The following is a 19,967-nucleotide window of genomic DNA, read 5'->3' on the forward strand; positions in this document are numbered from 1 at the left end:
GCCCGAGACGGAGAGGGGGGCTTGCACCGCAAACAAAAAGGCGGGCCGGAGCCCGCCTTTGGCGACTGGAGATCGCTGTTTGGATACTTACGCGCGGGCGGCGACGGAGACCGAGCCGGGGCCCGAGACCGAGAGGGCGAGGAAGCCGCCGGCCATGGCGAGGTTCTTGAAGAAGTTGTTGAACTGGTTCTGGTCGGCGAAATCCATGTGGCCGAGAAGGGCGGTGGCCACGCAGAAGAGCGCGAACGCATAGGCGACGTAGCGCGTCTTGAAGCCGACGATGATGGCGATGCCGCCGAGCACCTTGAGCGCGATGATGAGCCAGGTGATCAGCATCGGCGCGGGCAGGCCGAGCGAGCCCATATAGCCGGCAAAGCCGCCCGGTGCGGTGAGCATGCCGAAGCCGGAAATGAGGAAGAGCGCAACCAGAAGGATGCGGGCGACGAGGAGGACGGCGTCGTTGGACATGGCGATGTGGTTCCTTGGGAGGAGGAGTGGATCGCCGGTATTTACTTGCGGTGAGGTGATTGCGCGAGATGTCTGGTGCGCGACGCTGCGTTCAGGATTGGTGAACGATGTGAGGGAGGGTGTTCACAGGTGGGCGGGGGAGAGGTGGGGTTTTGGTGAAGGGCGACCCCCACCCTTTATCCCTCCCCACAAGGGGGAGGGAGGGCGTGAGCGTCGCTCCACCGTCTTGAAACCGGTGTGGTGCATTGAAGGATGGGGAGCGGCGTCGGCGGACTCCCTCCCCCTTGTGGGGAGGGATGAAGGGTGGGGGTCAATTCGGGAAAAATCTTGCTCACTCACCCCGGATGGATCATGTTCTCCGGTCGCACGATGCGATCATAATCCTCAGCCGTGACATGCCCGCTGGCGATGGCCTCTTCGCGCAACGTCGAGCCGTTCTTGTGCGCGGTCTTGGCGATCTTGGCAGCGGCATCATAGCCGATGGTCGGCGCCAGCGCGGTGACGAGCATCAGCGATTTCTGGACGAGTTCGGAGATGCGTTCCTCGTTCGCTTCGATGCCGGCGATGCAGTTGTCGGCGAAGGAGCGCATGGCGTCGCCGGCGAGGCGGACGGACTGGAGGATGGCGTTGGCGATGACGGGCTTGAAGACGTTGAGCTCGAAATGGCCCTGGCTGGCGGCCATGCCGACGATGGTCTGGTTGCCCATGATCTGCGTGGCGACCATGGTCAGCGCCTCGGCCTGGGTCGGGTTGACCTTGCCGGGCATGATCGACGAGCCGGGCTCGTTTTCGGGCAAAAGGAGTTCGCCGAGGCCGGAGCGCGGGCCGGAGCCGAGGAAGCGGATGTCGTTGGCGATCTTGAAGAGATCGGCGGCGAGCGCGGCGAGGCTGCCGTGGAAATGGACGGACGCGCCGTGGCTGGCCAGCGCCTCGAACTTGTTTTCGGCGGTGCGGAACGGCAGTCCGGTGAGTTCGGCGACGCGGGCGGCAAAGCCCTGGTCGAAGCCGGCGGGCGCGTTGAGGCCGGTGCCGACGGCGGTGCCGCCCTGCGCCAGCGCGTGGACGTCGTGCAGGCTTTCCACGATGCGGCGGCGCCCGGCGACGAGGGCCGCGACATAGCCGGAAAATTCCTGTCCGAGGGTGAGCGGCGTCGCGTCCTGCGTGTGGGTGCGGCCGATCTTGATGATGTCGGCGAAGGCGGCGGCCTTTTCCTGCAGGGCGGAGATCAGGCGGTCGAGGCCGGGCAGGAGCGTCGCATGCGCCTCGCGCACGATCGCGATGTGGATCGCGGTCGGGAAGGTGTCGTTGGATGACTGGCTCATATTGACGTGGTCGTTGGGATGGATCGGCTTCTTCGAGCCCATCTGGCCGCCCATCAACTCGATGGCGCGGTTGGCGATCACTTCGTTGGCGTTCATGTTGGACTGCGTGCCCGAGCCGGTCTGCCAGACGACGAGCGGGAAATTGTCGTCGAGCCTGCCGTGGACGACCTCCTGCGCGGCCTCGACGATCTTCCCCGCGCGCTCCGCGTCGAGAATGCCCAAGGCGAGGTTCGTCTCGGCCGCAGCGCGCTTGACGAGGCCGAGCGCGTGGATAAGCGGCAGCGGCATCTTCTCCGTGCCGATGCGGAAATTCTCGATGGAGCGCTGCGTCTGCGCCCCCCAGTAGCGGTTCGCCGGAACGTCGATGGCGCCGAACGTGTCGGTCTCGGTGCGGATGTCTGTCATGCAATGCTCCCTGAACTGGTTGGCATATGGGGCATCGGGGCCTGAGTTCAAAGGAGCGAGGCGAGGCCGAGGACGAAGGCGTAGCGCGCGGTCTTGGCGAGGCCGACGATGACGAGGAAGACGGGGAAGGGGACGCGCAATATGCCGGCGACGACGGTCAAGGGATCGCCGATGATCGGAACCCAGGAGAGAAGCAGCGACCAGAGGCCATAGCGCGCATACCAGCCTTCGGCGCGCGCGATCTGGGCGGGCGAGGCGGGGAACCAGCTTCGGTCGCGGAACCGCGTGACGAGGCGGCCGAGGAGCCAGTTGACGGCCGAGCCGGCGGTGTTGGCGAGACTGGCGACGGCGAGGAGGGCAAGCGGATCGGCGGCGCGGGCGGCGTGCAGGCCAGCGAGCACGGCTTCCGACGTGCCGGGCAGGAGCGTCGCGGAGGTGAAGGCCGAGACGGCGAGCGCCCAGAGGGCGGCGAGTTCGCCGGTCATGCGGGGAGAAGGGATGCGGTCATGCCGCTTGGTGCCCTGCGGTGCCGATGCTGGCAAGAGGGGGAGGAGGCGGGCACGAAAAAGGGCGCCGCGGGGGCGCCCGTCAATTCGATGTGTGGATGCGGCTACTTCGCGCGTTCGCGCGCGTTGCCGACTTCCTTCTGGACCTTGCCGGCGGTCTTCTCGGCCTTGCCCTTGAGTTCCGTCTTGGTCGAGCCCGTCGCCTTGCCGGCGGCTTCCTTGACGGCGCCCGTGGCCTGCTTGGCGGCGCCCTTGACCTGATCCTTGTTCACCATCGTCATCTCCTTGGAAACACCGACGAAATGTCGGGCGCGAGAGGAACGTCGGTTGTGACCTTTGGTTGCAGGGGCGGCCGATCACGAAAACGAAAAGGGCGCCCCCAGAGGCGCCCTTTCCAAACACGTGAGAAGCGGACTTCTTAGAAGTCCATGCCGCCCATGCCGCCCATGCCGCCGGGCATTCCGCCCGGCATGCCGCCGGCCGATTCCTTCTTCGGAGCCTCGGCGATCATCGCCTCGGTGGTCACGAGAAGGCCGGCAACCGAGGCTGCGTCCTGGAGAGCCGTGCGCACGACCTTGACCGGATCGACGATGCCCATCTGGATCATGTCGCCATATTCGCCGGTCTGGGCGTTGTAGCCGTAGGTCTCCGAACCGTTGTCGAAGATCTTGCCGGCGACGATCGAGGCTTCCGCACCGGCGTTCGATGCGATCTGGCGGGCCGGAGCCTGCAGCGCGCGACGAACGATGTTGATGCCGGCTTCCTGGTCGGAATTCTCGCCCTTGACGGTAATCGCCTTGGAGGCGCGCAGGAGAGCGGTGCCGCCGCCGGGAACGATGCCTTCTTCAACGGCCGCGCGGGTCGCGTTGAGGGCGTCGTCGACGCGGTCCTTCTTCTCCTTGACTTCGACTTCCGTCGAGCCGCCGACGCGGATGACGGCGACGCCACCAGCCAGCTTGGCAAGACGTTCCTGCAGCTTCTCGCGGTCGTAGTCCGAAGAGGTCTCTTCGATCTGCGCCTTGATCTGCGCGACGCGGCCTTCGATTTCCGACTTCTGGCCGGCACCGTCGACGATCGTCGTGTTTTCCTTGGTGATGGACACCTTCTTGGCGCGGCCGAGCATGTCGAGGCCGACATTCTCCAGCTTGATGCCGAGGTCTTCCGAGATCACCTGGCCGCCGGTGAGGACGGCGATGTCCTCGAGCATGGCCTTGCGACGGTCACCGAAGCCGGGAGCCTTGACGGCAGCGATCTTGAGGCCGCCGCGCAGCTTGTTGACGACGAGCGTGGCGAGCGCCTCGCCTTCGACGTCTTCCGAGATGATGACGAGGGGCTTCGACGACTGGACGACGGCTTCGAGAACCGGCAGCAGCGCCTGGAGGTTCGACAGCTTCTTCTCGTGCAGGAGGATGTAGGCGTCCTCGAGCTCTGCGACCATCTTTTCCGGATTGGTCACGAAGTAGGGCGACAGGTAGCCGCGGTCGAACTGCATGCCTTCGACGACTTCGAGTTCGGTCTCGGCGGTCTTGGCTTCCTCGACGGTGATGACGCCTTCGTTGCCGACCTTCTGCATGGCCTCGGCGATCATCTCGCCGATTTCCTTCTCGCCATTGGCGGAGATGGTGCCGACCTGGGCGACTTCAGCCGAGGTGTTGATCTTGGCAGCCGAGCCGACGAGGTTCTTGACGACTTCCGAAACGGCCATGTCGATGCCGCGCTTCAGGTCCATCGGGTTCATGCCGGCGGCAACTGCCTTGGCGCCTTCCTGGACGATCGACTGGGCGAGAACGGTCGCGGTCGTGGTGCCGTCGCCGGCGATGTCGTTGGTCTTCGAGGCCACTTCGCGCACCATCTGGGCGCCCATGTTCTCGAACTTGTCCTCGAGCTCGATCTCCTTGGCGACGGTGACGCCGTCCTTGGTGATGCGCGGCGCGCCGAACGACTTGTCGATGACGACGTTACGGCCCTTCGGGCCGAGCGTGACCTTCACCGCATTGGCGAGGATGTCCACGCCGCGCAGCATGCGCTCGCGGGCGTCGCGGGAAAACTTGACTTCTTTTGCAGCCATTTGTCTCTGCTCCCGGGCTTATCAGCCCATTGAATGAGTGGATGGTTGGACGGGACCGGCTATCAGCCGATGATGCCCATGATGTCGGCTTCCTTCATGATCAGAAGGTCTTCGCCGTTGAGCTTGACTTCGGTGCCGGACCACTTGCCGAACAGCACGCGGTCGCCCTGCTTGACGTCCAGCGGAACGAGCTTGCCGGCTTCGTCACGGGCGCCCGAGCCGACGGCGATGACTTCGCCTTCCTGCGGCTTTTCCTTGGCGGTGTCCGGAATGATGATGCCGCCCTTGGTCTTTTCCTCGGAATCGACCCGGCGGACAACCACGCGGTCGTGAAGCGGGCGGAACGTCGACTGTGTCATGTGACTTTGATCCTCGATACGGATGATGGTAGGGGTTCCCTCCGTCCGGAGAACCGGACTTCGTTAGCACTCCCATCAGGTGAGTGCCAACTGGCCGGTGAGATAGGCCCGCCGCAAACGGGAGTCAAGAAGCTGGCAACGCGAAGACGATCCTCCTTCGGCTTTTTCGGAATGTTCGGCCGCTCGTCCGACCTGCGCCAGCTCGACGCGGCGCTGCGCGGGGTGGACCTGCATCCCGCGCTCGTGCCCGAAGGCGTCAAGATGACCATCGTCAATCTGATGAAGGACCATGGCATCGACGAAATGTCGGAAGCCTATCCGGCGGTGGCCGAAATGTTCGGCTATTCGGTGATGGGCGCCAACGCCTTCGAGGCCGTGCATGGCGGCGAACGCCTGGAGGCGATAGAGGCGCGGGTGGAAAAGGCGCTCGACGCAGGCGAGGGGATGGACGCGCAGCTTCTGCTGCTCGCCGTCCACGCCAAGCTGATCCAGCCCGAACTCGTCGAGCGATACGGCATCGAGGCGACATGAAAGCGGATGACTCGGGCGCGGCGTTCCGCTAGATGCGAGGCCAACTTCAATCGCGCCGACGAGCCTGAAATGCCCAATCTGATCGACACGCTGGACGACCTCGCCGACGGCTATTCCGTCATTTTGAGCGATGTCTGGGGCGTGGTCCACAACGGCGTCGACCCCTTTCCCGATGCCTGCGCGGCACTGAAGCGCGCGCGCCAGAAGGGCAAGATCGTCATCCTCATCACCAATTCGCCGCGCGTTCGCGACGACGTGGAGGACCAGCTCGCCGCGATCGGCGTGCCGCGCGACTGCTGGGACTATCTGGTGACTTCCGGCGACGTGACGCGCGACCTGATCGCTGAAGGCCCGCGCCGCATCTTCCATCTCGGCCTCGACCGGGACCTGTCGCTCTATGACGGGCTCGACGTGGAACTGGTCGAGGAGCAGGAGGCTTCCGGCGTCGTGTGCACCGGCATGTTCGACGACGAGACCGAAACGCCCGAGGACTATGCGGAAATGCTGCGGCGCTTCCGCTCGCGCGATCTCCCCTTCATCTGCGCCAATCCTGACATCGTGGTGGAGCGCGGCGACAAGCTCGTCTGGTGCGCCGGCGCGCTCGCCCGCGACTATGCGCAACTCGGCGGCCGCTCCTTCGTCGCCGGCAAGCCGCACCAGCCGATCTACGTTGCCGCGCTGATCCTCGCCACTCAGGCGCTCGGCCGCCAGGTCAAGCCGCGCGACGTGCTGGCGATCGGCGACGGCGTGATGACCGACGTCAAGGGTGCGGTGTCGAACGACATCGACATCCTGTTCGTCACTGCCGGCATCCACGCCCGCGAATACGATGCCGACGGCGCACCGGACGTGACGCGCCTCGCGACCTTCCTCGACAGCCACGGCTATGCGCCCGTTGCTTCGATACCGCGCTTGCGTTGAGCCTATGGCCGGCGACTTCGCCCACATCTGCGGAAGCGATTCGCTGCCCGACCGGTTGCGCGGAGCCGTCGTCGCGATCGGCAATTTCGACGGCGTGCATCGCGGCCACCGCGCCGTGCTCGACAGGGCCTTGGGCGAGGCGCGGCGGCTTGGCGCACCGGCGCTGGTGCTGACCTTCGACCCCCATCCGCGTACGCTCTTCCGGCCCGACATCCCTCTCTTTCGCCTGACCTCGTCGGCGATGAAGGCGCGCCTTCTGGAAGCCTGCGGCTTCGACGGCATGGTCGAGCAGCGTTTCGACAGGGATTTGGCGGAGTTGTCCGCCGAGGAATTCGTCGCGACGATCCTGGTGGGACGGCTCGGCATCGCCCATGCGGTGACCGGCTTCGACTTTCATTTCGGCAAGAACCGAGGCGGCGGTCCGGCCTTTCTGATGGAGGCGGGCGGGCGGCACGGCTTCGGCGTCACGCTGGTCGACGCCTTTCGCGACGAGGGGGCGGAGATCGTCTCGTCGAGCCGCATCCGCGAATTGCTGGCCGAGGGCGAGGTGGCCGAGGCCGCCGGTCTGCTCGGCTACCGCTTCGCGGTGGAGGCGGAAATCGTCGGCGGCGAGAAGCTCGGCCGCACCCTCGGCTACCCGACCGCGAACATGGTGCTTTCGCCGGACGTGCATCTGTCCCACGGCATCTACGCCGTGCGAATGAAGCGCGCGGATGGCGCGCTGCATGACGGCGTTGCGAGCTTCGGCCGGCGGCCGACCGTCACTGAAGACGGCGCGCCGCTGCTCGAGACGTTTCTGTTCGACTTTTCCGGCGATCTCTACGGCGAGACCTGCCAGGTCGGCTTCTTCGCCCGGCTGCGCGGGGAGGAGAAGTTCGACGGGCTCGACGCGCTGACCGCGCAGATGAAGCGCGACGAGGCGGAAGCGCGCGCCGTGATGGAAAAGGCACAGCCCGTGGGCGAACTCGACGCCGCGCTCCACTTCGCCGCGCTCTAAACATTTGTTTACTTGAGAAGGTGCTTCGTAGCGGGCATGGGCGATTGATCGCGCGATGTGCGCGGCGAGGAGATCAGAATGTCGAAATTTGCAGTTGCCGGTCTGGCTCTTTCCGTCTCGACCATGTTGGCGACGCCGTCGCTCGCGCAGTCGGGCTGGTTTTCCGGCGACTGGAGCCTGACGCTCGGCGTCGCCGCGCTCTCGATCCCCGAATATGAAGGCGACGACAAGTACCGCTTCGTGGCCCAGCCGATCGTCTCCTTCGGCCGTCAGGGCACCGAGCGACGCTTTTCCTCTCGCAACGACAATATTTCCATCGGCCTGATCGACACTGGCAATTTCCGCGCCGGCCCGACGGGCAAGCTCGTCTTCGAGCGCGATGGTGGCGATTCGGATGACCTCGTCGGCCTCGACCCGATCCGCTTCGGCGTCGAACTCGGCGGTTTCGCGGAGGTCTATCCGACCGACTGGCTGCGCGTGCGCGGCGAAGTGCGCCACGGCATCCGTTCGCATGACGGCATCGTCGCGGACCTTTCCGCCGACGCCTTCATGAACCTCTCGCCCACCGTGCAGATTTCGGCCGGCCCACGCGTCTCGATGGCCTCGAGCGACTATTTCGACGCCTATTACGGCGTCTCTGCAACCGAATCCCTGGCCTCAGGCCTCGCCCCCTACACGCCCGAAGGCGGCTTCCGCTCGGTAGGCGTCGGCGCCGCGATCAAGTGGGACGTGACGGACAAGGTGGAGACGAGCCTCTTCGGGGAGTATTCGCGCCTCGTCGGCCCAGCGGCGGATTCGAGCCTCGTGCGCGAGCGCGGCGACGAGAACCAGTTCATGATCGGTGTGTCGGCGACGTATCGGTTCGATTTTTCGCTCTGAGAATTTCCGGTAAGGCGAGTCCGGCTGGAGACCCCCTCTCCGTCTCTGCTTCGCCTCGACACCTCTCCCCCGAAGGGGGCGAGGAACCCGGACTGGTTGAGCGTCGGCGCTTCGGCAGCGTTTCCTCGCCCCCGCGCAGCGGGGGAGAGGTGCCGAACGCAGTGAGGCGGAGAGGGGGAGCGCCGGTGCCATCCCCATGCGGCCGGAAGGAAACCCCTTTATTCCCGTCCACGCCTCCGCTAAAAGCGCCCGATGTCTGACTTGCCGACCATGATCGCGCGGACGATACGAATTATTGGCCCGGCTGTCCGGGTGGCCTGATGGCTGCCGGACGGTCCGGGTTTCTGCCGTTGCCGCGCCGCCCCTTGCGCGCGCTCCCCTTACCGACATTGATTGACGCGCGAACCTTGCCGTTCGCCACAGGGCCATGACGATGACCGACGCTGCCGAGAAGATCGACTATTCGAAGACGCTGTATCTGCCGCAAACGGAGTTTCCGATGCGCGCGGGCCTGCCCGAAAAGGAGCCGCAGATCGTGGCGCGCTGGCAGGAGATGGGTCTTTACAAGAAGCTGCGGAAGGAGGCCGAGGGCCGTCCGCTCTTCGTGCTGCACGACGGCCCGCCCTATGCAAACGGCAACATCCATATCGGCCATGCGCTGAACAAGATCCTGAAGGACGTCATCACCCGCTCGTTCCAGATGCGCGGCTACGATTCCAACTACGTGCCGGGCTGGGACTGCCACGGCCTGCCGATCGAGTGGAAGATCGAGGAGCAGTATCGCGCCAAGGGGCTCGACAAGGACCAGGTGCCGGTCAACGAATTCCGCCGCGAATGCCGCGAATTCGCGCAGAAATGGATCGACGTGCAGGCCGAGGAGTTCAAGCGCCTCGGTGTCGAGGGCGATTTCGACAATCCGTATACGACGATGAATTTCCACGCCGAGGCGCGGATCGCCGGGGAGCTGCTGAAGTTCGCAAGCTCGGGCCAGCTTTATCGCGGATCGAAGCCGGTGATGTGGAGCGTGGTCGAGCGCACCGCGCTGGCGGAGGCCGAGGTCGAGTATCAGGATTATGAGAGCGATACGGTTTGGGTGAAGTTCACGTCCGTTCCGAATAGCAGCGGCGCCAGAAATTTTACGCCGGGCGACATAATCGAGCCCGAGTTGCCGATAGCGCCCAATGACCTAATCGGCACTTACGTAGTGATCTGGACGACAACCCCTTGGACTATCCCCGGCAACCGCGCGGTGGCTTATTCCCCCCGTGTCGCCTATGGGCTTTACGAGGTTACGGCAGCGGAGAACGATTTCGGGCCGCGCCCGGGCGAAAAGTTGATCTTCGCCGACACGCTGGCCGAGGAGTCGTTTGCTAAAGCGAAGCTGGAATGTAGACGTTTGCGCGGTGTATCGGCTGAGGAACTCGGCGCCATGACACTGGCACATCCTCTCGCAGGTCTTGATGGCGGCTATGAGTTTAAGGTCCCCATGCTTCCCGGCGATCACGTCACCGATGACGCCGGCACGGGCTTCGTCCATACCGCGCCGGGCCATGGCCGCGAAGATTTCGACGCCTGGATGGACGCCGCTCCCCTGCTAAGGGAGCGTGGCATCGAAACGCGCATCCCCTTCACCGTCGACGACGCCGGCTTCTTCACCAAGGACGCGCCGGGCTTCGGGCCGGATCGCGAGGGCGGTGCGGCGCGGGTGATCGACGACAACGGCAAGAAGGGCGACGCCAACAAGGCCGTCATCGAGGCGCTGATCGCTGCGAACATGCTGTTCGCGCGCGGCCGGCTGAAGCACTCCTATCCGCATTCCTGGCGCTCCAAGAAGCCGGTGATCTTCCGCAACACGCCGCAATGGTTCGTCCACATGGACAAGGAACTGGGCGACGGCACGACCTTGCGCTCCCGTGCGCTGAAGGCGATCGACGATACGCGTTTCGTGCCCGCCGCCGGCCAGACGCGGCTGCGCGCGATGATCGAGGACCGGCCCGACTGGGTGCTTTCCCGCCAGCGGGCGTGGGGCGTGCCGATCTGCGTCTTCGCCGACGAGCAGGGTGAGGTGCTGATCGACGAGGAGGTCAACCAGCGCATCCTCGACGCGTTCGAGGCCGAGGGCGCGGATGCGTGGTTTGCGGCCGGAGCGCGCGAGCGTTTTCTCGGCTCCCATGCGAACGAGAACTGGTCGATGGTCACCGACATTCTCGACGTCTGGTTCGATTCGGGCTCGACCCACACCTTTACGCTGGAAGACCGCCCGGACCTGAAATGGCCGGCCGACGTCTATCTGGAAGGCTCCGACCAGCATCGCGGCTGGTTCCATTCCTCGCTTCTGGAAAGCTGCGGGACACGCGGTCGCGCGCCCTACGACACCGTCGTCACTCATGGATTCACCATGGACGAAGACGGCCGCAAGATGTCGAAATCATTGGGCAATACCGTTACGCCGCAGGACGTGATGTCCAAGTCCGGTGCCGATATTCTGCGCCTGTGGGTGATGACGACCGACTATTGGGAGGACCAGCGGCTCGGCAAGAACGTGCTGCAGACCAATATCGACGCCTATCGCAAGCTTCGGAACACGATCCGCTGGATGCTCGGCACGCTCGCCCATGACGAGGGCGAGGAGGTCGCGTTCGCGGACATGCCGGAACTGGAGCGGCTGATGCTGCACCGGATCGCCGAACTCGACGAGGTCGTGCGCAAGGGCTACGACGCGTTCGACTTCAAGCGCGTTACCCGCGCGCTGATCGACTTCATGGTCGTCGAGCTGTCGGCCTTCTACTTCGACATCCGCAAGGACACGCTCTATTGCGACGCGCCCTCGAGCACGCGGCGCAAGGCGGCGATCGTGGTCGTGCGCAAGCTGTTCGACAATCTGGTGAAATGGCTCGCGCCGATGCTGCCCTTCACCTGCGAGGAAGCCTGGCTGGAGCGCTACCCCGACGCGGTGTCGGTGCATCTTGCGCAGTTCGACGCGGTGCCCGCCGAGTGGCGCGATGCGGCGCTGGCGGAAAAGTGGCGCAAGGTGCGCCAGGTCCGCCGCGTCGTCACCGGCGCGCTGGAAATCGAGCGCAAGAACAAGACGATCGGCTCCTCGCTTGAAGCGGCACCGGTCGTCTACGTCGCCGATGCGGATTTGCTCGCGGCGATCGCCGACCGCGACATGGCCGAAATCTCGATCACCAGCGGCATCGAGATCGTCGAGGGCACGGCGCCGGATGGCGCGTTCGTACTGGACGACGTGAAGGGCGTCGGCGTCATGTTCAAGCGTGCGTCGGGCGAGAAATGCGCGCGCTCCTGGCGCTTCACCGACGATGTCGGGCAGGATGCCGACTTCCCCGACGTATCCGCACGCGATGCGGCGGCGCTTCAGGAATTGCGCCGGCTCGGTCGTCTGGGTTGATGGCGGGGCGCTGTAGCGCTATATTCGGTTTTGGAGTGGAGACCCGGCTGCAACCGGGCCTCCGTTTCTTGGATTATACGAATAGAACCCGGACGCGCACTAGCCAGCTTGTCCGGGTTTTTCGTATCTCCAAGGTCACGACGATGGGTATCATCGCAAACCTCCAGTTTGGAGGCAAAGCCGTTGCCACGGCCGGGTCGGCTCATCCTCCCGGTCGCGCCGGCTGGCTCGACGCTGCTGCTTCTGCCCCCAACGAGTTGATTTTAGACGTGGATTTTCGAACTGCAAGGACGGGAATTACGCTTGCTCGACCGGCTGGGTTGATGGCTGGGCACTGCGGCGCTATATTCGGTTCTGGAGTGGAGACCCGGCGGTAACCGGGCCTCCGTTTCGCCTTAGATGACGAGATGGACCCGGAGGCGTACTGACCAGCCGCTCCGGGTCTTTCTCATATCAAGGCTGACACTCAGCGGTATGAACCACATCGCATCACTCCACGTTGAAGGCAAAGCCGTTGCCACGGCCGGGTCGGCTCATCCTCCCGGTCGCGCCGGCTGGCTCGACGCTGCTGCTTTTACCCCCAACGATTTGAATGTAGACCGCATTTCGTTCCTGCAACAAGCGGTTGCGCTGGTGACGGCGAAGTGTGTTGGCAATGGCGGGCCTGCCGTTGCGCGGGCAGGCGGGTCATGCGATACAGGCACCCCGAGATTGGACGCCTTGTTGTCGCCGCGTTTGCGGGCGAAGGCGCGCTGGGGCTGCAGCCACGACGGAAGAGGGTATGATGAGCAATGCAAGACTGACGGCGAACCGGATGCTGCCGGCCGGACTGGCCCTTGCTTCCGCCTTGACGCTGGCCGGCTGCATGGGGCCGACCTATGGCACCGGCACACCTTCGGACCAGCAGCTTCTCGAGGACGTCACCGGCATCCTTTCCCTGGCGCCCGAACAGCGCGAGCCGATCAACTACCAGCCGCGCGGCGATCTCGTGCGCCCGGCTTCCACGGCGGTCCTGCCCCAGCCGCAGCAGAGCGCGGCGAGCGGCCAGGCATGGCCGGAATCGCCCGAGGCGCGGCTTGCCCGCGTTCGCGAGGAGGCGACGCTCAACCAGGACGACAATTCGTACAATTCCGGCCTGCGCGGAGCGCGGATGGCCGGTGGCACGACGGACTGGGACAGTTCGAAGGGCATCGCGATGAACGACGTCGATCGCGTCAACCAGCGTGAGGAGTTCAACCGCCGGCTCGCCCAGTCGCAGTCCCGCGATCCGAACCAGCGGCGCTTCCTGTCCGAGCCGCCGACCCAGTATCGCCAGCCCGCCGAAACCGCACCCGTCGGCGATGTGGGTGAGGACGAATGGCGCAAGGAACGCGCTGCCCGGCAAGCGCAGGGCAAGGTGACTTGGCGCGACATGATCCCCGGCCTTTGATCGGCTAACCGCGCTGCGACCTGAAAAAGGCGCGCAGCAGCGTTGCGGATTTCTGCTCGGAAAAGCCCGAATAGGTTTCGGGCGCGTGGTGACAGGTGGGTGAGGAATAAAAGCGCGGCCCGTTGACGACGGCGCCGCCTTTTTCGTCTTCCGCGCCGAAATAGAGCCGCCGGATGCGCGCGAAGGAAATCGCCGCCGCACACATGGCGCAGGGCTCCAGCGTGACGTAGAGATCGAGGCCCGTCAGCCGCTCCTGGCCGAGCGCGGCGCAGGCTTCGCGGATGACGAGCATCTCGGCATGGGCGGTCGGATCGTTGAGCTCGCGGGTGCGGTTGCCGGCGCGTGCCACGACCTCGCCATCGCGGACGATGACGGCGCCGACCGGCACCTCGCCACGCGCGGCGGCGGCCTCGGCCTCGCCGAAGGCCAGCGTCATGAAGTCCGGCCGCGTCGATTGGGACTGTTTCTGAGACATTTCACTCGCAGAGCTGAAAACGCTCTGATAGTTACCCGCGCTGAAAGGCAAAGGCCACAATGACTGACGACAATAAGAACAAGGGCCGCTCCGGCGACCGCACGGGCAACCGCAAGCCGTACGCGGCGCGCGACGGTGAGCGCAGCGAGCGTCCGCAGGGCGCGCGCGGCAAGCCCTTCGTCAAGCGCGAAGGCGCGGGCTCCGGAGAGGATCGGCCCAAGCGTCGCTTCGACGGCGACAAGAAGCCCTTTGCCAAGCGCGAGGACGGCGACCGCAAGCCTTTCCAGAAACGCGACGGGGACCGCAAGCCCTATGCGGCGCGAGATGGCGAGAAGAAGCCGTTCGTGCGCCGCGAGGATGGCGACCGCAAACCCTACGTGAAGCGCGAAGATGGCGATCGCAAGCCGTTCGTAAAGCGCGACGGGGATCGCAAGCCCTATGCCGCGCGCGATGGCGACAAGAAGCCATTTGCGCGTCGCGAGGACGGGGACCGCAAACCCTTCCAGAAGCGCGACGGCGACCGCAAGCCCTTTCAGAAGCGCGATGACGACCGTCGCCCGCCAGCCGACAATGTGGCCGAAGCCGCGCGTGGCGAGGAGCGGATCGCCAAGCGGCTGGCGCGCGCGGGCGTCGCCTCGCGCCGCGATGCCGAAGACATGATCGCCGCCGGCCGCGTGTCGGTGAACGGCAAGGTGCTCGACAGCCCGGCGCTGAACGTCACCGGAAAGGACCGCATCGAGGTCGATGGCGAGCCGATCCCGGCGATCGAGCGCACGCGGCTCTTCCTGTTCCACAAGCCGTCCGGCGTGGTGACGACCAACAAGGACCCGGAAGGCCGTCAGACCGTTTTCGACGTTCTGCCGAAGGGCCTGCCGCGCCTGCTGACCGTCGGCCGCCTCGACATCAACACCGAAGGGCTGCTGCTCCTGACCAATGATGGCGGGCTTGCGCGCACGCTCGAACTGCCGGCGACCGGATGGCTGCGCCGCTATCGCGTGCGCGTCCATGGCAAGGTCGAGCCGGAGAAGCTGGAGGCGCTGAAGGACGGGATCGCGGTCGACGGTGTCTTCTACGGCGCGATCGAGGCGGTGCTGGAGCGCGAGCAGGGCACCAATGCCTGGATTTCGGTTGGCCTGCGCGAGGGCAAGAACCGCGAGGTCAAGAACGTGATGGGTGCGCTCGGCCTCGAGGTCACGCGCCTTATCCGCGTCTCCTACGGGCCGTTCCAGCTTGGCGAACTCGCCGAGGGCGAAATCCAGGAACTGCGCGGACGCCATTTGCGCGACCAGCTCGGCGACAAGCTGATCGCCGAATCGGGCGCCGATTTCGACGCGCCGGTGATCAAGGAATTCTCCAACCAGCCGGTGGCGCAGCGCGTCAGCGAAGAGGATGTGCGCAAGCCCGCGCCGCGCAAGCGCGACAAGGACGAACGGCGCGAGGATGCGCTGGGGCGCTTGCAGACCTCGAAGCCCGGCGGGCGCGACGGCCCGAAGGGCGCAGGCTTCAAGGGTGCCGGCGGCAAGGGCGCGGATTCGAAGGGCGGCAAAGCCGGCTTCGAGAAGAAGGCCGAGCCGCAGCGCTCGCGCACGGCCAATGTCTGGATGGCGCCGGGCGCCAAGGCGGTGGGGCCGAAGAAGGCCGCCCGACGCGCCGAGGAGACCGAGGGCAAGCGCTACGCCGGCAAGCCCCGGCCGCAGGGCGCCGAGGGTTCGAAGGGCCCGCGTCGTGATGATCGGCCCGGTGGCAACCGGCCCGGCGGCCGTCCCAGCGGCAATCGCGGAGATCGCGACCGATGAGGATCGTCGGCGGCGCGTTTCGCGGCCGACCTCTGGCGACACCCAAGGCGAACGCGATCCGCCCGACGAGCGACCGCGCGCGCGAAGCGGTCTTCAACGTCATCGCGCATCGCTACGGCGACCATCTCGACGGCGCGCGCGTGCTCGACCTTTTTGCCGGCACCGGGGCGCTTGGCCTCGAAGCCCTGTCGCGCGGCGCGTCCTACGGCGTCTTCATCGAGGAATCGGCGGAAGGGCGCGGATTGATCCGCACCAATGTCGAGGCGTTCGGCCTGTCCGGCCGGACCAAGATCTTCCGCCGCGACGCGACGAAGCTCGGCGAGGCGGGAACGCTCCAGGCCTTCAACCTCGTCTTCGCCGACCCGCCCTATGGCAAGGGTCTTGGAGAACTGGCGCTTGTCGCGGCACGAGACGGCGGCTGGCTGAAGCCCGGCGCGCTTTGCCTCGTCGAGGAAGCGGCCGCAACGCCCTTCCAGCCGCCGGCCGGTTTCACGCTCGACGAGCGCCGCGACTATGGCGACACGACCATCGCCTTTTGCCTCGCTGCCTGATTTCGGCCTCTCTCGGTCTCCAGACATGACGAAGATTTAATCGGCGCGCCGGTTCTTCGCCGTGGGCGAACGCGCTATCTGTCGTCCAACGCATATCAAATCGAGGACAAGCGAATGCACCTGATGCCCGCCGCAATGGCGAGAGGTCTGGCAGGAACGGCGATCGGTCTCGCGCTTCTGTCGGGCGCAGCGTCCGCGCAGGACGCGAGCGCCGCGCCGGCCGAAAACCAGATCGCCGACTTCACGCTCGACAATGGGCTCGAAGTGGTGGTGATCCCCGATCGCCGCGCCCCCGTCGTCACGCACATGCTGTGGTTCAAGGTCGGTTCGGCCGACGAGGAGCCGGGCAAGTCGGGCATCGCGCATTTCCTCGAACATCTGATGTTCAAGGGCACGGACGAACATCCGCAGGGAGAGTTCTCCGCCAGGATCGCCGAGGTCGGCGGGCGCGAGAACGCGTTCACCTCCTACGACTACACCGCCTATTTCCAGCAGATCGCGCCCGAGCATCTCGAAACGATGATGGAGTTCGAGGCGGACCGGATGACCGGCCTCGTCCTGACCGACGCGGTGGTCGATCCCGAGCGGCAGGTGGTGATCGAAGAGCGCAATTCGCGCATCGAGACGCAGCCGAACTCGATCCTCGGTGAATCGGTCAACGCCACGCTCTACCAGAACCACGGCTATGGCGTGCCGATCATCGGCTGGATGCACGAGATCGAGAAGCTGAACCGGGCCGACGCGCTGGAGTTCTACCAGCGCTACTACGCGCCGAACAATGCGGTGCTGGTCGTCGCCGGCGATGTCGATGTCGAGGAGGTGCGCGAGCTTGCGACCGAATATTACGGCGCCATCCCGTCCAACCCGGAACTCGGCGCACGCACGCGCACCGAGGAGCCGGCGCAGCGCACCGCGCGCACGGTGACCTATCGCGACGAGCGCGTGACGGTGCCGGGCTATTCGAAATCCTGGGTGGTGCCGTCCTATACGACCGCCGAGGACGGCGAGGCCGAAGCGCTCGATCTCCTGGCCGAAATCCTGGGCGGCGGCATTCGCTCGCGGCTCTATCAGTCGCTGGTGGTGGAGCAGGGTATCGCATCGTCGGCCGGAGCTTACTTCCGCGGCACCTCGCTCGACGCGACGATTTTCGGCGTCTATGGCGCGCCGCGCGGCGAGGCGACGCTCGAAGACGTCGAAGCGGCCGCGGATGCGGAAATCCGCAAGATCGCCGACGAGGGCATCACCGCCGACGAGCTCGAAGCGGCGAAGAACCGCTATCTGCGCTCGATCATCTTCGCGCGCGACGACCAGTCCGGCATGGCGAACCTTTACGGTTCGGCACTGACGACGGGCTCGACCGTCGCCGATGTCGAGGCATGGCCAGAGCGCATCCGCGCCGTCGAGGCCGATGCCATCAAGGCCGCCGCCGCGCGCTATCTCGACCAGAACCGCTCGGTGACGGGCTATCTTCTGCCGCAAGAGGAGGGCCGCTCGTGAGCTTCCCGTTCAAGGCATCGACTTTCACCACGGCGCTGGCGAAGGCCATCGGCGCGACGGCGCTGGCGCTGACCATCGCCTGGCCCGCCTCGGCCGCCGTCGACATCCAGGAAGTGCGCTCGGATTCAGGCGTCACGGCCTGGCTCGTCGAGGATTACACGATCCCGATGATCGCCATCAATTTCGCCTTCGAGGGCGGCTCGATCCAGGACCCGGACGGCAAGGGCGGGCTCGTCAATTTGATGAGCGCGCTGTTCGACGAGGGCGCAGGTGACCTGGAATCGAACGCATTCCAGGAAGCGCTCGACAATGCCGGCGCGGAAATGTCGTTCGAGGCGTCGACCGACGCGCTCTACGGCTCGATGCGGCTCTTGTCCGACAACAAGGACGAGGCGCTCGACCTTCTGGCACTCGCGGTCAACGAACCGCGCTTCGACGACAACCCGGTCGAGCGCATGCGCCAGCAGATCCTGACCGGCATCCGCGCCAATTCGCGCGATCCGCAGCGTCAGGGCATGCGCGAGTTCTCGCGCATGCTTTATGGCGACCATCCCTATGCGCTCGAGCGCGAAGGCACCGAGGCGACGATCACCACCGTGACGCCGGACGATCTGCGCGCCACGCATGGCGATCTCCTGGCGAAGTCGAACCTGCATGTCGCCGTCGTCGGCGCGATCGATGCGGAAACGCTGAAGGCCGATCTCGACCGCATTTTCGGCGATCTGCCCGACGAGGCGCAATTGAAGGACATCGCCCGCGTCGAGCCGAAACTCGGCGAGGAAGTGCTCTACGAATTCGCCTTGCCGCAAAGCACGCTTCAACTCGTCTATCCAGGCATCGAGCGCGACGACCCGGAATTCTTCGCCGCCTATCTGATGAACCACATTCTCGGCGGCGGCACGTTCTCCTCGCGCCTCTTCAACGAGGTGCGCGAGGTTCGCGGCCTGACCTACGGCATCGGCTCGTGGCTGCAGGGCCGCGAATACTCGAACGCGCTTGCCATCTCGACCTCGACGCGGGCCGACCAGGTCACGCAGGCGCTCGACGTAATCAAGGACCAGGTGGCGAAGTTCATCGCCGAAGGGCCAACCGAAGAGGAATTGGCCAAGGCCAAGACCTATGTCGTCGGCGCCTATGCGATCAACAATCTGGACTCGTCCGCCTCCATCGCGCGCACGCTTCTGGAACTGCAGCGCGACGATCTGGGCATGGACTATATCGAAACGCGCGTCGGCGAGATCGAATCGGTAACGCTTGACCAGGTAAGGGCATCGGCGCAACGCTTGCTCACCGCCGAGCCGTCGCTCTTGGTGATCGGGCCGCAGGCACAGGAAACCGACACCGGTAACGGCGCGGCGGCCGGCGAGGAAGACACCGACACGTCGAACTGAGAAATGCCATGGATGCGCCCGTTCCGACCCTGATCGAAAGCGAACATGCCCGGCCCGCCGCCACGAGCGGGCCGACATTCGCGCTGGCGCTCGGCGGCGGCGGCGCGCGCGGGCTGGCGCATATCCACGTCATCGAGACGCTGGACGAACTCGGCATCCGGCCGACCATGATTTCGGGCTCCTCGATCGGGGCGATCATGGGCGCAGGCATGGCGGCAGGGATGACGGGCCGCGACATCCGCGACTATGCCCGGGCCGTGCTCGGCAAGCGCGCCGAGGTAGCGAGCCGGCTCTGGCGCTCGCGTCCGCAATCGCTCGCCGAGATGCTGGAAGGCGGGATCAGGTTCGGCCAGTTCAACCTCGAGCGCATCCTGCGATCCTTCCTGCCGGGCGAGATTCCCGAGACGTTCGAGCAGTTGCAGATCCCGCTCAAAGTGACCGGGACGGACTTCTTCGCCCACGACCTCGCCGTGCTCGACACCGGCGATCTGCGCTCCGCGCTCGCCGCCTCGGCGGCCCTGCCGGCGGTGTTCCGTCCGGTGCGGCGCGAGGGGAAACTGCTGATCGACGGCGGCTTCTACGATCCGGTGCCCTTCGATCTCGTCCAGAACGCCGCCGACATCGTCATCGCGGTCGACGTCGTCGGTTATCCGACGAAGGAGACGCCGAAGGGGCCGGATTCGATCGACCTCCTGTTCGGCACCAGCCAGATCATGATGCAGTCGATCATCGCCCTCAATTTGACCCGCTGCCAGCCGCAGATCCTCATCCGCCCGCCGGTTTCGGAGTTCCGGGTGCTGGACTTCATGAAGATGGAGCTGGTGATGGCCGCGACGGAATCGATCCGGGACGAGCTGAAGCGGTCGATCGATGCGGCGGTCGAGGCGCGGGAAGGGAAGTAGGGGTTTTTGCTGAATTGACCCCCACCCTTTATCCCTCCCCACAAGGGGGAGGGAGTTCGTC

The 19,967-nt window shown here is 65.5% G+C and carries 18 protein-coding genes; 11 read left to right on the plus strand and 7 right to left on the minus strand.

Annotated features, from left to right (window positions below):
• Positions 1–87: 87 nt before the first annotated feature.
• The 6 genes from ALII_RS0119935 to groES form a co-directional block, all read right to left on the minus strand.
• On the minus strand, positions 88–468 hold the full coding sequence (locus tag ALII_RS0119935) for a DoxX family protein (RefSeq protein ID WP_024588978.1): 381 nt from the start codon (positions 466–468) through the stop codon (positions 88–90).
• A 335-nt stretch (positions 469–803) separates the two neighbouring features.
• A complete protein-coding gene (fumC, locus tag ALII_RS0119940; protein WP_024588979.1) occupies positions 804–2,195 on the minus strand; it encodes a class II fumarate hydratase in 1,392 nt (463 codons plus the stop codon).
• 47 nt (positions 2,196–2,242) lie between these two features.
• Positions 2,243–2,680 (minus strand): YqaA family protein, encoded by a 438-nt coding sequence (locus ALII_RS0119945; RefSeq protein WP_024588980.1) that lies wholly within the window; start codon positions 2,678–2,680, stop codon positions 2,243–2,245.
• Between the two features lie 125 nt (positions 2,681–2,805).
• Positions 2,806–2,976, minus strand: coding sequence for a CsbD family protein (locus tag ALII_RS22185; RefSeq protein WP_024588981.1), 171 nt, complete (start codon positions 2,974–2,976; stop codon positions 2,806–2,808).
• 143 nt (positions 2,977–3,119) lie between these two features.
• On the minus strand, positions 3,120–4,769 hold the full coding sequence (gene groL / locus ALII_RS0119955) for a chaperonin GroEL (RefSeq protein ID WP_024588982.1): 1,650 nt from the start codon (positions 4,767–4,769) through the stop codon (positions 3,120–3,122).
• Between the two features lie 62 nt (positions 4,770–4,831).
• The gene (groES, locus tag ALII_RS0119960; protein WP_024588983.1) at positions 4,832–5,128 is read right to left on the minus strand and encodes a co-chaperone GroES; all 297 of its coding nucleotides are present in this window, start codon (positions 5,126–5,128) and stop codon (positions 4,832–4,834) included.
• Positions 5,129–5,299: 171 nt separating this feature from the next.
• On the opposite strand from groES, the gene ALII_RS0119965 reads away from it, so the two are divergent.
• The 6 genes from ALII_RS0119965 (at position 5,300) to ALII_RS0119995 (ending at position 13,294) form a co-directional block, all read left to right on the plus strand.
• Entirely contained in the window at positions 5,300–5,659 is a 360-nt protein-coding gene (locus ALII_RS0119965; RefSeq protein ID WP_024588984.1) for a hypothetical protein, read from the plus strand.
• A 69-nt stretch (positions 5,660–5,728) separates the two neighbouring features.
• Positions 5,729–6,580 carry a TIGR01459 family HAD-type hydrolase gene (locus tag ALII_RS0119970; RefSeq protein WP_024588985.1) on the plus strand — a complete coding sequence of 284 codons (852 nt, stop codon included), beginning with the start codon at positions 5,729–5,731 and terminating at the stop codon, positions 6,578–6,580.
• A gap of 4 nt (positions 6,581–6,584) precedes the next feature.
• Entirely contained in the window at positions 6,585–7,577 is a 993-nt protein-coding gene (locus ALII_RS0119975) for a bifunctional riboflavin kinase/FAD synthetase (RefSeq protein WP_024588986.1), read from the plus strand.
• A gap of 78 nt (positions 7,578–7,655) precedes the next feature.
• The gene (locus tag ALII_RS0119980; protein WP_024588987.1) at positions 7,656–8,456 is read left to right on the plus strand and encodes a MipA/OmpV family protein; all 801 of its coding nucleotides are present in this window, start codon (positions 7,656–7,658) and stop codon (positions 8,454–8,456) included.
• Between the two features lie 433 nt (positions 8,457–8,889).
• On the plus strand, positions 8,890–11,865 hold the full coding sequence (gene ileS, locus ALII_RS0119985; RefSeq protein ID WP_024588988.1) for an isoleucine--tRNA ligase: 2,976 nt from the start codon (positions 8,890–8,892) through the stop codon (positions 11,863–11,865).
• A gap of 784 nt (positions 11,866–12,649) precedes the next feature.
• Positions 12,650–13,294, plus strand: a complete 645-nt coding sequence (locus tag ALII_RS0119995; protein ID WP_029660758.1) for a hypothetical protein — start codon at positions 12,650–12,652, stop codon at positions 13,292–13,294.
• 4 nt (positions 13,295–13,298) lie between these two features.
• Here the strand turns inward: ALII_RS0119995 and ALII_RS0120000 are convergent, their stop codons facing one another.
• The gene (locus tag ALII_RS0120000; RefSeq protein ID WP_024588991.1) at positions 13,299–13,730 is read right to left on the minus strand and encodes a nucleoside deaminase; all 432 of its coding nucleotides are present in this window, start codon (positions 13,728–13,730) and stop codon (positions 13,299–13,301) included.
• Between the two features lie 98 nt (positions 13,731–13,828).
• Here ALII_RS0120000 and ALII_RS0120005 point away from each other — a divergent pair, with 98 nt between their 5' ends.
• The 5 genes from ALII_RS0120005 to ALII_RS0120025 all read left to right on the plus strand — a co-directional run bounded on the left by ALII_RS0120005 (position 13,829) and on the right by ALII_RS0120025 (position 19,906).
• Positions 13,829–15,565, plus strand: a complete 1,737-nt coding sequence (locus ALII_RS0120005) for a pseudouridine synthase (protein WP_024588992.1) — start codon at positions 13,829–13,831, stop codon at positions 15,563–15,565.
• The gene (rsmD, locus tag ALII_RS0120010; protein ID WP_024588993.1) at positions 15,562–16,116 is read left to right on the plus strand and encodes a 16S rRNA (guanine(966)-N(2))-methyltransferase RsmD; all 555 of its coding nucleotides are present in this window, start codon (positions 15,562–15,564) and stop codon (positions 16,114–16,116) included. Before ALII_RS0120005 ends, rsmD begins: the two co-directional genes overlap by 4 nt.
• A 114-nt stretch (positions 16,117–16,230) precedes the next feature.
• Positions 16,231–17,613 (plus strand): pitrilysin family protein, encoded by a 1,383-nt coding sequence (locus tag ALII_RS0120015; RefSeq protein WP_024588994.1) that lies wholly within the window; start codon positions 16,231–16,233, stop codon positions 17,611–17,613.
• Positions 17,610–19,004: a pitrilysin family protein gene (locus ALII_RS0120020; RefSeq protein ID WP_024588995.1), complete on the plus strand. Its 1,395-nt coding sequence runs from the start codon at positions 17,610–17,612 to the stop codon at positions 19,002–19,004. The genes ALII_RS0120015 and ALII_RS0120020 overlap by 4 nt, the downstream gene beginning before the upstream one ends.
• 8 nt (positions 19,005–19,012) lie before the next feature.
• Positions 19,013–19,906: a patatin-like phospholipase family protein gene (locus ALII_RS0120025; RefSeq protein ID WP_024588996.1), complete on the plus strand. Its 894-nt coding sequence runs from the start codon at positions 19,013–19,015 to the stop codon at positions 19,904–19,906.
• Positions 19,907–19,967: the final 61 nt, after the last annotated feature.

It is taken from the genome of Aliihoeflea sp. 2WW, assembly GCF_000497755.1.
Lineage (GTDB): Bacteria > Pseudomonadota > Alphaproteobacteria > Rhizobiales > Rhizobiaceae > Aliihoeflea.

Coding starts and splice junctions, on each gene's coding strand:
- ALII_RS0119995 (WP_029660758.1), top strand. CDS start 12,650: ATGAGCAATGCAAGACTGACGGCGAACCGGATGCTGCCGGCCGGACTG.
- fumC (WP_024588979.1), bottom strand. CDS start 2,195: ATGACAGACATCCGCACCGAGACCGACACGTTCGGCGCCATCGACGTT.
- ALII_RS0119980 (WP_024588987.1), top strand. CDS start 7,656: ATGTCGAAATTTGCAGTTGCCGGTCTGGCTCTTTCCGTCTCGACCATG.
- ALII_RS0120015 (WP_024588994.1), top strand. CDS start 16,231: ATGCACCTGATGCCCGCCGCAATGGCGAGAGGTCTGGCAGGAACGGCG.
- ALII_RS0119970 (WP_024588985.1), top strand. CDS start 5,729: ATGCCCAATCTGATCGACACGCTGGACGACCTCGCCGACGGCTATTCC.
- ALII_RS22185 (WP_024588981.1), bottom strand. CDS start 2,976: ATGGTGAACAAGGATCAGGTCAAGGGCGCCGCCAAGCAGGCCACGGGC.
- ALII_RS0120005 (WP_024588992.1), top strand. CDS start 13,829: ATGACTGACGACAATAAGAACAAGGGCCGCTCCGGCGACCGCACGGGC.
- ALII_RS0119975 (WP_024588986.1), top strand. CDS start 6,585: ATGGCCGGCGACTTCGCCCACATCTGCGGAAGCGATTCGCTGCCCGAC.
- groL (WP_024588982.1), bottom strand. CDS start 4,769: ATGGCTGCAAAAGAAGTCAAGTTTTCCCGCGACGCCCGCGAGCGCATG.
- ALII_RS0120025 (WP_024588996.1), top strand. CDS start 19,013: ATGGATGCGCCCGTTCCGACCCTGATCGAAAGCGAACATGCCCGGCCC.
- ileS (WP_024588988.1), top strand. CDS start 8,890: ATGACCGACGCTGCCGAGAAGATCGACTATTCGAAGACGCTGTATCTG.
- ALII_RS0119945 (WP_024588980.1), bottom strand. CDS start 2,680: ATGACCGGCGAACTCGCCGCCCTCTGGGCGCTCGCCGTCTCGGCCTTC.
- ALII_RS0119935 (WP_024588978.1), bottom strand. CDS start 468: ATGTCCAACGACGCCGTCCTCCTCGTCGCCCGCATCCTTCTGGTTGCG.
- ALII_RS0120000 (WP_024588991.1), bottom strand. CDS start 13,730: ATGACGCTGGCCTTCGGCGAGGCCGAGGCCGCCGCCGCGCGTGGCGAG.
- groES (WP_024588983.1), bottom strand. CDS start 5,128: ATGACACAGTCGACGTTCCGCCCGCTTCACGACCGCGTGGTTGTCCGC.
- ALII_RS0119965 (WP_024588984.1), top strand. CDS start 5,300: ATGTTCGGCCGCTCGTCCGACCTGCGCCAGCTCGACGCGGCGCTGCGC.
- rsmD (WP_024588993.1), top strand. CDS start 15,562: ATGAGGATCGTCGGCGGCGCGTTTCGCGGCCGACCTCTGGCGACACCC.